Source organism: Saliphagus sp. GCM10025317 (assembly GCF_042663665.1).
Classification (GTDB): Archaea; Halobacteriota; Halobacteria; order Halobacteriales; family Natrialbaceae; genus Natronosalvus.
In genome coordinates this window covers 1,106,911-1,120,287 of the sequence record NZ_JBHTAQ010000007.1, presented here as the reverse complement: position 1 = coordinate 1,120,287, position 13,377 = coordinate 1,106,911, and the positions used below count along the sequence as shown (strand labels likewise).

Annotated in this window: 12 protein-coding genes; 10 read left to right on the top strand and 2 right to left on the bottom strand. The window is 64.5% G+C overall.

The features are described from left to right. Positions 1-34 precede the first annotated feature (34 nt). The 9 genes from ACFQS4_RS20085 to ACFQS4_RS20045 all read left to right on the top strand — a co-directional run bounded on the left by ACFQS4_RS20085 (position 35) and on the right by ACFQS4_RS20045 (position 9,413). A complete protein-coding gene (locus ACFQS4_RS20085; protein WP_312909216.1) occupies positions 35-313 on the top strand; it encodes an NADH-quinone oxidoreductase subunit J in 279 nt (92 codons plus the stop codon). Next, positions 310-723, top strand: a complete 414-nt coding sequence (locus tag ACFQS4_RS20080; protein ID WP_500195903.1) for a hypothetical protein — start codon at positions 310-312, stop codon at positions 721-723. The genes ACFQS4_RS20085 and ACFQS4_RS20080 overlap by 4 nt, the downstream gene beginning before the upstream one ends. Then, a complete protein-coding gene (nuoK, locus tag ACFQS4_RS20075) occupies positions 720-1,025 on the top strand; it encodes an NADH-quinone oxidoreductase subunit NuoK (RefSeq protein WP_254157707.1) in 306 nt (101 codons plus the stop codon). The genes ACFQS4_RS20080 and nuoK overlap by 4 nt, the downstream gene beginning before the upstream one ends. Before the next feature lie 4 nt (positions 1,026-1,029). Next, entirely contained in the window at positions 1,030-3,066 is a 2,037-nt protein-coding gene (gene nuoL, locus ACFQS4_RS20070) for an NADH-quinone oxidoreductase subunit L (RefSeq protein WP_500195901.1), read from the top strand. Continuing rightward, positions 3,063-4,589 carry a complex I subunit 4 family protein gene (locus ACFQS4_RS20065; protein ID WP_500195899.1) on the top strand — a complete coding sequence of 509 codons (1,527 nt, stop codon included), beginning with the start codon at positions 3,063-3,065 and terminating at the stop codon, positions 4,587-4,589. The genes nuoL and ACFQS4_RS20065 overlap by 4 nt, the downstream gene beginning before the upstream one ends. Next, a complete protein-coding gene (locus ACFQS4_RS20060; RefSeq protein ID WP_500195896.1) occupies positions 4,589-6,196 on the top strand; it encodes an NADH-quinone oxidoreductase subunit N in 1,608 nt (535 codons plus the stop codon). The genes ACFQS4_RS20065 and ACFQS4_RS20060 overlap by 1 nt, the downstream gene beginning before the upstream one ends. A gap of 41 nt (positions 6,197-6,237) precedes the next feature. Then, positions 6,238-7,833 (top strand): DHH family phosphoesterase, encoded by a 1,596-nt coding sequence (locus tag ACFQS4_RS20055; protein ID WP_500195894.1) that lies wholly within the window; start codon positions 6,238-6,240, stop codon positions 7,831-7,833. A gap of 127 nt (positions 7,834-7,960) precedes the next feature. Beyond that, positions 7,961-8,767, top strand: a complete 807-nt coding sequence (locus tag ACFQS4_RS20050; protein WP_500195891.1) for a CBS pair associated ParBc domain-containing protein — start codon at positions 7,961-7,963, stop codon at positions 8,765-8,767. Positions 8,768-8,849: 82 nt separating this feature from the next. Then, the gene (locus ACFQS4_RS20045; protein WP_500195889.1) at positions 8,850-9,413 is read left to right on the top strand and encodes an NUDIX domain-containing protein; all 564 of its coding nucleotides are present in this window, start codon (positions 8,850-8,852) and stop codon (positions 9,411-9,413) included. Here the strand turns inward: ACFQS4_RS20045 and ACFQS4_RS20040 are convergent. Together ACFQS4_RS20040 and ACFQS4_RS20035 are read right to left on the bottom strand one after the other, a co-directional pair. Then, positions 9,401-9,784: a hypothetical protein gene (locus ACFQS4_RS20040; RefSeq protein ID WP_500195887.1), complete on the bottom strand. Its 384-nt coding sequence runs from the start codon at positions 9,782-9,784 to the stop codon at positions 9,401-9,403. The two genes, ACFQS4_RS20045 and ACFQS4_RS20040, sit on opposite strands and share 13 nt — an antisense overlap. A 146-nt stretch (positions 9,785-9,930) precedes the next feature. Continuing rightward, positions 9,931-11,904, bottom strand: coding sequence for a 3-hydroxyacyl-CoA dehydrogenase/enoyl-CoA hydratase family protein (locus ACFQS4_RS20035; RefSeq protein WP_500195885.1), 1,974 nt, complete (start codon positions 11,902-11,904; stop codon positions 9,931-9,933). Positions 11,905-12,018: 114 nt separating this feature from the next. Between ACFQS4_RS20035 and ACFQS4_RS20030 the strand changes: the two genes are divergently transcribed. After that, positions 12,019-13,170 (top strand): acyl-CoA dehydrogenase family protein, encoded by a 1,152-nt coding sequence (locus tag ACFQS4_RS20030; RefSeq protein WP_500195882.1) that lies wholly within the window; start codon positions 12,019-12,021, stop codon positions 13,168-13,170. The last annotated feature ends 207 nt before the right edge of the window (positions 13,171-13,377 follow it).

Below are 13,377 nucleotides of genomic sequence, written 5' to 3'. Positions count from 1 at the left end.
ATCTACAAAGGGCATACAACACCAGACAACACCAATGACATACGAGCTGATCGCGTTCGCACTGTTCGCGTTCGTCACGCTGGGCAGTGCGGTTGGCGTCGTGCTCATGCAGGATCCGTGGCATTCGGCGCTCCTGCTGGGCGTGTCGCTGACGAGCGTCGCGGTCTACTACGTGATGTTGGCGGCGGAGTTCGTCGCCATGATGCAGATTCTCGTCTACGTGGGCGGGGTTCTCATCCTCATTACGTTCGCCGTGATGCTCACGCAGGCGGAGAAGGAATCGGAACCGGACGAGGAGGTGCCGCGGGCATGACGACGGGCCCGAAGCTCCGACTCGGAACGAGCCTGGTACCCGGCGTGCTCGCCGTGGTACTCTTTGCGATGATGGCGCTGATCACGTGGAACGCCGGCCTCGGCAACATGGTCGGCTTCCCCGAGGGCGTGTCGATCACCGCCGAGATCGGCTACGCGATGTTCGATTACACGGCGTTGCAGTCGAGCGAGCTGGGAATGGGCAACACCGAACCGTTCCTCTTTTCGTTCCTGCTGATCGCCGTCGTCCTCGATGCCGCCCTCGACGCCTCGCTCGTGCTCGCAAAGCGCGAAGAGGCTGGCGAACCCGTCACCGCGCTCTCGACGCAGAGTCAGAGCCAATCGGCCGACTCGAGTGCGGGTGCGGGGACGAGCCCCGAGGCAGCCACCGACGGAGGTGAGGACCGGTGACCGTCGCGGTCACGTCCTACGTCCTGCTGGCGATAGCCCTGTTCTGTATCGGGCTGTTCGGCGTCCTGACGCGTCGCAACGCACTGATGTTCCTGATGTCCGTCGAGCTGATGCTGAACGCGGCCAACGTCAATCTGATCGCGTTCTCGTCCTACCACGGCAACCTCACGGGGCAAGTGTTCGCCCTGTTTACGATGGCGCTGGCCGCCGCGGAGGTCGCCGTCGGCCTCGGGATCATCCTGGTGCTGTATCGAAACTTCCGTGACGTCGACGTCACGGTTCCGTCGGCAATGAGGTGGTAATTCTATGGAAACTGCATTCGATCTGGCGCCGGCAATCGTCCTCCTGCCGCTCGCGGCGTTCGTCGTCGCGTTGCTCTTCGGCGACTACATGCCGAAGAAGGGCGCGCTCGCCGGCATCGTCGCGACCGCCGGGTCGCTGGTCCTGTCGCTTTTCGTGCTGGCAGGCGTCGCGACCGGCGGCCAGCGACAGGAGACGTACTTCACGTGGGTGGCCGGCGACGCGCTGAGTCAGACCGGCGAGGAGGCAATCGAGTTCACGTTCGGCATCCTGCTCGACCCGCTGTCGGCGCTGATGCTCGTCATCGTGACGCTCATCGCGTTCCTCGTCCACCTGTTCAGTCTCGGCTACATGAACGCCGAGGGCGAAACGGGGCTCCGACGCTACTACGCCGAGCTGGGACTGTTTACGTTCAGCATGCTCGCGTTCGTCGTCGCGGACAACCTGCTGATGGCGTTCATGTTCTTCGAGCTGGTCGGACTCTGTTCGTACCTGCTCATCGGCTTCTGGTTCCGCACCGAATCCGCGCCGTCGGCCGCGAAGAAGGCGTTCCTGGTGACCCGTTTCGGGGACTACTTCTTCCTCATCGGCGTCGTCGCCATCGGCGCGACCTTCGGCACCCTCGCCTTCCAGGGCGACGGCTCGTTCGTCGCGGCCGCCGAGGAAGCGATTAGCAACGAGGAAACCCTGTTCGGATTCGACGCCGAGACCTGGGTGACGATCACCGGCCTGCTCGTCCTGGGCGGGGTCATCGGGAAGTCCGCACAGTTCCCGCTGCACACCTGGCTGCCCGACGCGATGGAGGGTCCGACCACGGTGTCGGCCCTGATTCACGCCGCGACGATGGTCGCCGCCGGCGTCTACCTCGTCGCCCGCATGTTCGGCTTCTACGCCCAGTCGACGACGGCGCTCGCGGTCATCGCCTTCACCGGCGGCTTCACCGCGCTCTTCGCCGCGACGATGGGCGTCGTCAAAGACGACATCAAGCAGGTGCTCGCGTACTCGACCATCAGCCAGTACGGCTACATGATGCTCGGACTGGGCGTCGGCGGCTACGTCGCCGGCGTCTTCCACCTGATGAACCACGCCTTCTTCAAGGCGCTCCTGTTCCTCGGCGCCGGGGCCGTCATCGTCCTCATGCACCACGAACAGGACATGTGGAAGATGGGTGGACTCAAGGACAGAGCCCCGGTCGTCTACTACACGTTCCTCGCGGGCGCACTCGCGCTCGCAGGCATCGTTCCGTTCTCGGGCTTCTGGTCGAAAGACGAGATCCTCTACGACGCGCTCATCGTCGGCCTCGAGCAACCCGTCTTCCTCGTGGCCTACGCGATGGGCCTGGTCGCCGTGTTCTTCACCGGCTTCTACACCTTCCGGATGGTCTTCCTGACCTTCCACGGTGAGCCCCGGACGGAGACCGCGCGCAACCCACATCCGGTCGGGTTGCCGATCAAGATTCCGCTCGCGACGCTGGGCGTACTGGCGCTTGTCGCCGGCGCCGCCAACCTCGCGCCGATTTACAAGCTCACCGGCGCCGAGATCACGTTCCTCGAGTTCTGGCTCGACGGCGAGTACGGCGGGTTCTCCGACCTGACCTACCACGCCTACCACGACGCCGTGGCGTTCGAGGAGGGCTACATCGGCTCCGAGACGATCACGCTCTTGCTCGGCGCCGGCCTCTCGCTCGGCCTCGCGCTCGCGGGCGCCGGACTCGCATACATCCTGTACAACGTGCCTGACCCGGTCCCGCACACCCAGAACCTGGGCAGCGCACGGACCGTCCTGCGCAGCAACTACTACCAGGACGAGTACCAGGTCTGGCTCGCGGAGAAGTTCACGCTCCCGGTGGCTCGCGCCGCCGACCGGTTCGACCAGACGGTCATCGACGGGGTCGTCAACGGCGTCTCGAGCGTGAGTCTCTTTAGCGGAAGCCGCGTGAAGCGGTTGCAGACCGGTGTCGTGACGAACTACGCGGCACTGATCATCGTCGGGTTCATCGCGTTGCTTGTGGTGCTCGGCGTGCTCGGAGGGTGGTTCGTATGATGATCGAGACGCTACTCGCAGTCACGTTTGTGGGCGCGCTGGTGACGTTCCTGGCGCCCAACCGTATCGCCGGAAAACTAGCCTTTGCGATCAGCCTCGTGCCGGTCGCGCTGTCAGTCTGGCTGTTCACTGCCTTCGACGGCAGCGGGAACGCGTTAGTCGACGGCGGCACGCTCGCGTTCGAGTCCCGAACGACCTGGATCGAACTCGGCGCCTACGAGATTTCGTGGTACGTCGGGCTCGACGGCATCAGCCTGCCGCTGGTCGTCCTGACGACGGTCCTCTCGACGCTCGCGATCTTGAGTTCGTGGACGCCGATCGACACGCGCCAGTCGCAGTTCTACGGCCTGATCCTGTTCATCGAGGCGAACCTGATCGGCGTCTTCGCTGCGCTGGACTTCTTCGTCTGGTTCATCTTCTGGGAGGCCGTCCTCATCCCGATGTACTTGCTGATCGGGGTCTGGGGCGGCCCGCGCCGGAAGTACGCCGCGATCAAGTTCTTCGTCTACACGAACGTCGCCTCGCTGCTGATGTTCGGGGCGTTCATGACGCTCGTCTTCAGTCTCGACGTCTCGTCGTTCGCGCTCACGGAGATCACGCAGGCGATGCTCGCGGGTGGCCCCGAGGGCTTTGCCGGCGTCGCCGGTAGCACGGTCGCCTCGCTGGTGTTCATCGCGATGTTCATCGGCTTCGCCGTGAAGGTCCCCGTGGTGCCGTTCCACACCTGGCTGCCCGACGCTCACGTCGAGGCACCGACGCCGGCGTCGGTGCTCCTGGCGGGCGTCCTGCTGAAGATGGGGACCTACGCCCTGCTCCGATTCAACTTCACGATGTTCCCCGAGCAGGTCGAGATGTACGCGATTCCCATCGCGGCCATCGCCGTCATCAGCGTCATCTACGGCGCGATGTTGGCGCTGGCCCAGACGGACCTCAAGCGCATCGTCGCCTACTCCTCGGTCTCGTCGATGGGCTACGTGATCCTCGGCCTGATCGCGTTCACCCACTTCGGCGTGGGCGGCGCGACCTTCCAGATGGTTTCCCACGGCCTGATCTCCGGCTTGATGTTCATGGCCGTCGGCGTGATTTACAACGCCACTCACACCCGGATGGTCACCGACATGTCCGGGATGGCCGACAAGATGCCCATCGCCGTCGGCATCCTCATCGCCGGCGCGTTCGGCTACATGGGCCTGCCGCTGATGAGTGGCTTCGCGGCGGAGTACTTCATCTTCTTCGGGACCTTCGGTTCCGAGGTGCTGACGTACGCACCGCTGTTTACCGGCCTGGCGATGTTCGGCATCGTCATCGTCGCCGGCTACCTGCTGTTCGCGATGCAGCGGACGCTGTTTGGCCCCTTCCGGCTCGAGACCGACTACGAGATCGGTCGCGCGCCGTTCCACGACGTCGCACCGATGTTCGTGTTGCTGGGACTGATCATCGCCCTCGGCGTCGCACCGGAGTTGATCTTCGACATGATCCTTGACGCAGTCGATCCGATCCTCGAACAGGGAGGTGGTGCCTGATGGTTAACGCACTCGTGCCGGCGGAGTGGCTCGCACTCGCACCGACGCTCGTGCTGGCCCTGACCGCCATGGTATTGTTCGTCTTCGACAGCATCAGCCCGCGGTCGACGAACCGTCCGGCACTCGCCGGCATCGCCGCCATCGGCGCGATCGTCTCGCTCGCCATCGCGGTCTGGTTCGCCGTCGCGGGAACCGGCTCCGAGAACGCCGACGCCGGCTACGACCTCTGGTTCGTTGTCGGCGAGTCCCAGGCCGGGTCCGGCGCCATCAACCTCTTCGGCGGCCAGATGGTCGTCGACCAGATGGCGCTGTTCTTCATGATCGTCGTCGCCGTCGTCACCGCGATGGTGGCAATCGCGAGCTACGACTACATGGCCGGACACACCTACCAGGCCGAGTACTACTCGCTGCTCTTGCTCGCGGCGACCGGGATGTCGACGATGGCCGCGGCAAACAGCCTCGTCACCATCTTCCTCGCCCTCGAGCTGGCGAGTCTCCCCTCTTACGCGCTCGTGTCCATCCTCAAGACCAACCGCGGGAGCGTCGAGGCCGGTCTGAAGTACTTCCTGATCGGCGCGTTTTCCTCGGCCATCTTCGTCTTCGGGATCAGCCTCGTCTACGGCGTCACCGGCCACCTGCAACTCGAGGCCATCGCGGATGTCGTCACGGGCGAGGCCGAGCCAGGGTCGGGCCACGACGTCTCCGAGATGGGCGGCCTGCTCGGACTCGGGCTCCTGATGCTCATCGGCGGCTTCGCGTACAAGACCTCGAGCGTACCGTTCCACTTCTGGGCGCCGGAAGCCTACGAGGGGGCGCCGGCACCGATCTCGGCGTTCCTCTCCTCGGCCTCGAAGGCCGCTGGCTTCGTAATCCTCTTTCGTGTGTTCACGACGGCGTTCCCGCTCGAGGCGACGGCCGAGATCATCGGCCTCGAGTGGACCCACGCGTTCATCATCCTGGCCATCGCCACGATGACGGTTGGGAACTTCGCGGCGGCCACACAGGAGAACGTCAAGCGAATGCTCGCGTACTCCTCGGTCGGACACGCGGGCTACGCACTGATCGGACTGGCGGGGCTCACCGTCGACGGCGGCGAACTCGTCCTCGGCGCCGCGATGATGCACCTGCTGGTCTACGGCTTCATGAACACCGGCGCGTTCCTGTTCGTCGCCCTGGCGGAGTACTGGGGCGTCGGCCGGACGTTCGAGGACTACAACGGCCTCGCGGCCCGGGCGCCCGTCGCCTGTGCCGCCCTGGCCGTGTTCATGTTCAGCCTCGCTGGCATCCCGCCCTTCGGCGGCTTCTGGAGCAAGTACTTCCTGTTCACGGGCTCGCTCGAGGCGGCGTCGGCCAACCCTGCGATGTTGATCGTCGCGGCCGCGCTGGTGGTCAACAGCGCGCTGTCGCTGTACTACTACTCGCGGCTCGTGAAGGCCGTCTGGATCGACGACCCCGTCTCGGGCGTCGACCGGGACTTCGGCGGCTCGCCGACGGGACTGTACGCGGCCATCGTCTTCGCGGCCGTGATGACGCTCGTCCTGTTGCCCGGCTTTGGGCCGGTCGCGGACCTCGCGATTGACGCGGCGAGTGCGGTCGTCGTCTCCTGAATACCCGGTAGCTTTTACCCTGTTCGGTGGAAATCCGCGGTATGATCTCCCGGCTCGTCCTCGGATGTGGGGACGTCGGACAACGCGTCGTCGAGCGGCAGCCGGACTCGGCACCGCCACCCCTTCGATCGACGGCCGGCTCCGCCACGAGGGCGCGCGACCGCGAGAAACTGTTCGTCGTCTCGAGGGACGAAGACGTCGTCGAGACGCTTCGGGAGGAGAACGTGCGGGCTCGGCAGGGCGAGCCGTCGGAGCGGTCGCTTCTCGAAGGTCTCGAGCTGGAGTTCGAATCCGGCTCGCCGGACCTCGTGTTCGTCGCCGGTGACGACAGTGGCGAGAACCGGCGGACGCTCGAGACGGCGCGTGAGGTATTTCCCGACGCGATATTCGTGGCGTACGTGGGAGAGAGCGAGTCCGAAGCGGACCGTCAGGCCGACAGGCAGGCCATCGAGCGTCAGGCGACCCACGTCGTCGACTCGATCGAAACCGTCGTCGAGTGGGTCGCCGAGCGTACGGTCTCGCAGGGGGCCCAGAAGGCGATCGAACTGCGGGCGCATCTCTCTCAGATCACGGGGACGCTCGCCGTCATCGCGCACGATAACCCCGACCCGGACGCCATCGCGAGCGCCGTCGCGCTGGTCGAACTCGCCGAGAGCGTCGGCGTCGAGGCCGAGGCCTGTTACTACGGCGAGATTTCCCACCAGGAGAACCGGGCGATGGTCAACTTGCTGGACCTTGACCTTCGCACGCTCGAGCCGACGGACTCTCTCGAGGCGTACGACGCGTTCGCGCTCGTCGACCACTCCCGGCCCGGCGTGAACGACCAGCTTCCGGCGGATCTCGATATCGACATCGTGATCGACCACCACCCGCCGCGCGGCCCGGTCCCGGGCGAGTTCTACGACCTCCGCCAGCGCGTCGGCGCGACGAGTACGGTCCTCACCGAGTACCTCGAGTACTTCGGGATCGATATCGACAGCCAGATTGCGACGGCGTTGCTCTACGGGATTCGCGTCGATACCAGGGACTTCACCCGGGAGATTTCACCACCCGACTTCGAGGCGGCCGCGACGCTCTGGGATGTCGTCGACTTCGCGACGCTCCGAAAGATCGAGTATCCGACCGTCGAAGGCGATACCCTCGATACCGTCGCGCGAGCGATCAAGAACCGCGTCCAGCGTGGATCCGTGATCGCCGCCAGCGCCGGTCGCATCACCGACCGCGACGCGCTGCCCCAGGCAGCCGACCAACTGCTCGCGATGGATGGCGTCGACACGACCCTGGTATTCGGCTTTCGTGACGAGATGGTGTTCGTCTCGGCTCGTTCACGTGGAAACGACCTCGACCTCGGTGAGACGCTTCGCGACGCATTCGACCAGATTGGAAGCGCCGGCGGGCACGCCGACATGGCCGGGGCCCAACTCGAGATGGGTGTCCTCGGCGACATGGAGGAGGGCACAGAACGCGAGTCCATCCTGAACATCGTCGAGGAAGTCATCACGGACCGTTTCTTCGAGGCGGTGGATACCCAGCCGGGGACCCCGGTCGGCATCTACAGCCAGACCAGCGAGATGCTGTTCGGCTCGAGCGCCCTTCTGGACGAACAGCTCGAAGCCGACGCCGAACGCGACGGGTGAGCGGGGCTCGAGGCTTGCATCGACGGAGCCAGCGCGCGAGCCGACGAGCCAACGAGTCGACGAGTCGAACTGACGCGACGAACCGCAGAGAGGAGCGTTTTTTACGGCCACCGACGATGGAACGAGCATGGACATCGTCACCGACAGCAAACCCCGCGTAAAGGACTACATGACGCGAGACGTGGTGACGGTCTCGCCCGACCAGACGGTGGCTTCGGTCGCCGAACGGATCGCCGAGAGCGAAGAACACAGCGGCTTCCCCGTCTGTGATCGCCGTCGAGTCGAGGGATTCGTGAGCGCACGCGACCTCCTGCTCGCCGACGACGACGCGCCCATTTTCCGGGTGATGTCCCGCGAATTGATCGTCGCCCACCCCGACATGAAGGTGATCGACGCCGCCAGGGTGATCCTCCGGTCGGGTATCCAGAAGCTCCCGGTCGTCGACGACGCCGGCAACCTCGTGGGGATCATCGCAAACGCTGACGTGATCCGGAGCCAGATCGAACGCGCGACTCCCGAGAAGGTCGGCAAGCTCATGCGGACCCTCGAGAACATCCACGAGGTCGAATTGCGCCAGGAACGCCGGATGATCGAACTGTCCGACTTGACGCCGACCCAGGGTCGGGTCTACGCGGACGAACTCGAGGGGCGGAAGTACGAACTCGAGCGGGGACTGGCCGAACCTCTCGTCGTAATCGACAACGCTGGCGAGTTGTTGCTCGCCGACGGCCACCACCGGGTGATGGCCGCCGATCGGATCGACCTCGAGGAGATGGACGCCTACGTGATCGTGGTCGATCAGCGCCTCGACCTGGGGATGGCCAAAACGGCGAAAAAGGAGGGGCTCAAATCCATCTGCGACATCGAAGTAGTCGATTACGCGAGACATCCGCTGGTGGAGACGACCAAGCGACTGCAGTCGAGCGAGCAGTGAGCGATCGGGGGCGAGCAGTAGTCGGTTGGGAGCGAGAATCAGCGATCAGCAGAATTTTGTCCACGCCGCGTCGTCCTCGAGTATGCGAGAGGACGGTTTCCGTGATTCAGGTGACTCCGAAAGCGACCGTCGCGGCGTCGGCGACCCTGCTACCGCAGACGGCTCTACGACTGCTGACGACCCCATCGACGTCGACCTCGACGTCGACGCTGACAGCGACGCTCCTGGCAACGACGACCACGCCCACGCGGATGCCTCCGTCCGCGGCCTGATCGCAGACGAGGGCGCCTACCTCCTCCTCAAACACGACATGCCGAGCGGACCGATCTGGGGCGTCCCCGGCGGCCGAGCGCGAATCGGCGAGGACCCGCGAGACGCCCTCGTGCGCGAGGTGTACGAGGAGACGCGCCTCGAGGTCGACGTCGGCGACCCGCTCGAGGCGTTCGCCTACACCTGGGCTGACGGTGAGCAGGGAACCGTCTCGGTGGTCTTCGAGTGTGCGGTAGTCAGTGGGACGGTAGATATCGAGGCGAACCCGAACGACGAGGAACCCATTTCCGAGTACGTCTGGCTCGAGCCCACGGCACTGGACGAGGTGCCGATGGAATCCGACCTCCGGCGACTCCTCGAGCGTTACGCGAACTGATCGCTCACGCTCAGCAGGTAGGCCAGAATCACGAGGGAAATGAGCAGGCCGATGAGGTTGAACGTCACCAGGTCCAGGAGCGCGCTGAGTCCGTAGAGGACGAGTGCCCACGTCAGCGCCCATCCCTGCATGTTCCAGAGGCCGACGAGGACGGCCAGCATGCCGACGTTGACGACGGTGAACACGAACGCGAGGAACGTACCGACGCCGCCGTAGGCGAGCAGTTGGAGGATCGGGATCCAGGCGAACAGGAATCCGAGGCCGCCGAGGACGCAGATGATTGAGACACCGAGCGGTCGAGACTGTCCGCTCGCGTACGATGTTGCCGTCGACGAACGAGTGGAGCGGGCGGGTGGAGGGCGGGAACTCATGTTGTAATAGTAACTATTTAGCGATAAATATTTTCTGGATGATTGACTGTTCACGGTCGCTCGAGCACGGTTCCGAAGTGCCGATAAAACGCGAATCGCCCGAAGCGCCGATAAAATACGAATCGCTCGAACGCCGTTTCGACGGCTTACTTGCCTTCGAACTCCGCGTCGTCGCCGCTCATGAACGCGGTGATCCCCGTCATGAGGTCGTCGGTGGCCATCAGGTGACCGAACGCCGCGGCCTCGAGTTCGAGTCCCGCGTCGGTGTCGTCACGGCCGGCGAGCATCGCGCGCTTGGTGAAGCGCTGGGCGATCGGCGGACCGCCAGCGAGTTTCTCGGCGAGGTCGAGGGCCTCCTCAAGCAATTCGTCGTTACCCACGACCTCGTTGACGAAACCGTAGTCTTCCATCGTCTCGGCCTCGTAGCGGTCGGCGGTGAGGATGATCTCCTTCGCCCGACCCTCGCCAACGATGTGCTTGAGTCGCTGGGTGCCGCCCCAGCCGGGGATCAACCCGAGGTTGAGTTCTGGCTGACCGAGTTCCGAGCGCTCGGAGGCGATCCGGATATCAGCGCAGGTCGCCAGTTCCATCCCGCCACCGAGACAGTAGCCGTCGATACCGGCGACGACGGGCATGTCACAGGACTCGAGCTTTCCGAAGGTATCCTGACCCTGTTTCGAGAGCTCGATGGCGCCGAGCGGGTCGGCCCCGCCCGCGGCCATGCTCTGGACGTCCGCACCCGCGGAGAAGGCCTTCTCGCCCTCGCCGGTGATGAGGATCGCTCGTACCTCGTCGTCGTCCCCGAGGACGTCGATGGCCTCGCTCAGTTCCGAGAGGAGTTCCGAACTGATCGTGTTCATCCGGTGGGGCCGGTCGATGACGACGTGGCCGACCATGTTGCCGGGGTACTCGAGGCGGATGGTCTCGAACTCGAGTTCGCCGTCGTCCTCGTCGGAGCCGTAAAAGCCGCCTTCGTCGGCGGATTCCCGGAGGGCATCCGAGGGTTCGTGTCGGGCCGCACCGCTCTCGTCGTAGGCGTCCTCGAGGGCCTCGAACAGGTCGGCGAGGCCGCGCTGGTCGCTCATCTTCGCCGGGCCGTCCGGGAAGCCCGCGCCGAGTTTCATCGCCTCGTCGATGGCGTCCGGGCCGGCCACGTCGTCGTCGATCAGCTGAGCGACCTCGTCGGCCATCACGGCGAGCAGGCGGTCGGCGATCCACTCCTTCCCTTCATCGGTCGGGATCTGGACGCCCTCGCCGTCCTCGTAGTCGTAGACGCCCTTGCCGGTCTTCTTGCCGAGTTCCTCGGCCTCGACTTTCTCCTCGGTCATCGGGCACGGCGCGTACGCCTCGCCGAGGGTCTCGTGCATGTACTCCTGAACGTGCAAGCCGACGTCGAGGCCGACCTGGTCGGTGAGTTCGAACAGACCCATCGGGAGACCCATATCGAACTTCGCGGTCGAGTCGACCTCGGCGACGGTGGCCTCGTCCTCGTAGACCATCCACGCGGCCTCGTTCATCAGCGGGACGAGCACACGATTCACGATGAAGCCGGGGCTGTCCTTGTGGACCCGAACCGGCGACTTGTCGACGTCCTCGGCGAGTGCCTCGATCAGGTCGAGCGTTTCGTCGGCGGTTTGAGCCCCGGAGATGACCTCAACCAGCGGCATGCGGATCGGCGGATTGAAGAAATGCATCCCGCAGAACTGCTCGGGTCGATCGGTGACCTCCGAGAGTTCCGTGATCGACAGCGAGGAGGTGTTCGTCGCGAAGATGGCGTGGTCGGGTGCGTACTGCTCGACCTCGCCGTAGACGTCCTTCTTGATGTCCATCTTCTCGGGAACGGCCTCGATGACGACGTCTGCGTCGGCGACCGACTCCTCCACGTCGACCAGCGGCGTGATCCGCTCGAGGGTATCGTCGGCGACCTCGTCGGTGATCTGGTCGTTTTCGGCCAGCTTTCCGAGCGACCACTCGATCTGGTCGTAGCCGTTCTGGACGAACTCCTCTTTTATGTCACGCAGGTTGACGTCGTAGCCCGCGAGCGCCGCCACTTCGGCGATCCCGTGGCCCATGTTCCCCGCTCCGAGAACTGCGATGGTGTTGATATCCTCCAGTTCCATGGGAACGTATGCGTCTGGCACCCGTTTCAACGTTTCCCTCTCGACAGGAACAACTGTTCTCGAGTTTAGTTCCGGTTACAAAGTTCTTTATCGTTCAGGCAGGAACCTAGGGCCATGGACTTTGGACTCACCGACGAACAACAACAGATCCGCGAGGAAGTCAGGCGCTTCGCCGAAAACGAGATCAAACCGGTCGCGACCGAGTACGACGTCGAGGAGAAGTACCCCCACGACGTCGTCGAGAAGGCTGCCGAGATGGGCCTAACCGGCGCCTACATCCCGATGGAGTACGGCGGCGCGGGCTACTCGATCCTGGACACCGCCATCATCACCGAGGAACTGTTCGCCGTCGATCCCGGCATCGCGCTCTCGATCGTCGCCACCTCCTTCGGCTGTGAGGCGATCATGAACTTTGGGACCGAGGAACAGAAAGAGGAGTACTTAGAGCCCGTTGCGCTGGGTGAAGCGGTTTCGGGCGCCGCGATTTCGGAACCCGACACCGGCTCGGACGTCTCCTCCGTCTCCACGCGCGCCGAGAAGGACGGCGACGAGTGGGTCATCAACGGCAACAAGATGTGGATCACCAACGGCACGGTCGCCGACTTCCTGGTCGTCCTCACGAAGACGAATCCCGACGCCGAGGGGCGCTACAACGGCTTCAGCCAGTTCATCGTCGAGACCGACCGCGACGGCGTCTCGACCGAGAAGATCACCGGCAAGCTCGGCATTCGCGCGTCGGACACCGCCGAAGTGATCCTGGACGACGTGCGCGTCCCCGAGGAGAACCTCGTCGGCACGAAAGACGCCGCCTTCCTCCAGCAGATGCAGTTCTTCGACGAGACCCGTACCGCCGTCGCGGCACAGGGCGTCGGCATCGCCAAAGGGGCCACCGAGGCCGCCCTCGAGTACGCCCAGGATCGCGAACAGTTCGGCAAGTCCATCTCTGAGTTCCAGGCCATCCAGCACAAACTCGCCGACATGGCGACCAAGACCGAGGCTGCCCGCAACCTGACCTACAAGGCCGCCTGGAACGTCGACCAGGGCGAAGACATCACCCAACTGGCCTCGATGGCCAAGGAGTACGCCTCCCGCGTCGCCGTCGACGTCGCCGACGAGGCCGTCCAGATCCACGGCGGCGCCGGCTACGTCAACGACTTCCCCGTCGAGCGGCTCTACCGCGACGCGAAGATCACCCAGATCTACGAGGGGACGACGGAGATCCAGAAGAACATCATCGCCCGCGAGATGCTCGGGAAAGGGTTCTAGAAACCCACCTTTTGCACTGCATTTGTGACGCGTCGACGCCAGCATAGCTGGCGCACGACGCGCTGGCACTCGGCAAAAGCTGTCTGGCGAGCACACGTGCTCGCTGACCGTTGGCTCGCTACGCTCGCCAAGAGACCAAAAGCACTCTTCCTTCCGTTTCGTTCACTCCGTTCACTTCACATCAGTCGTCGGCCCGCTCGCTCACTG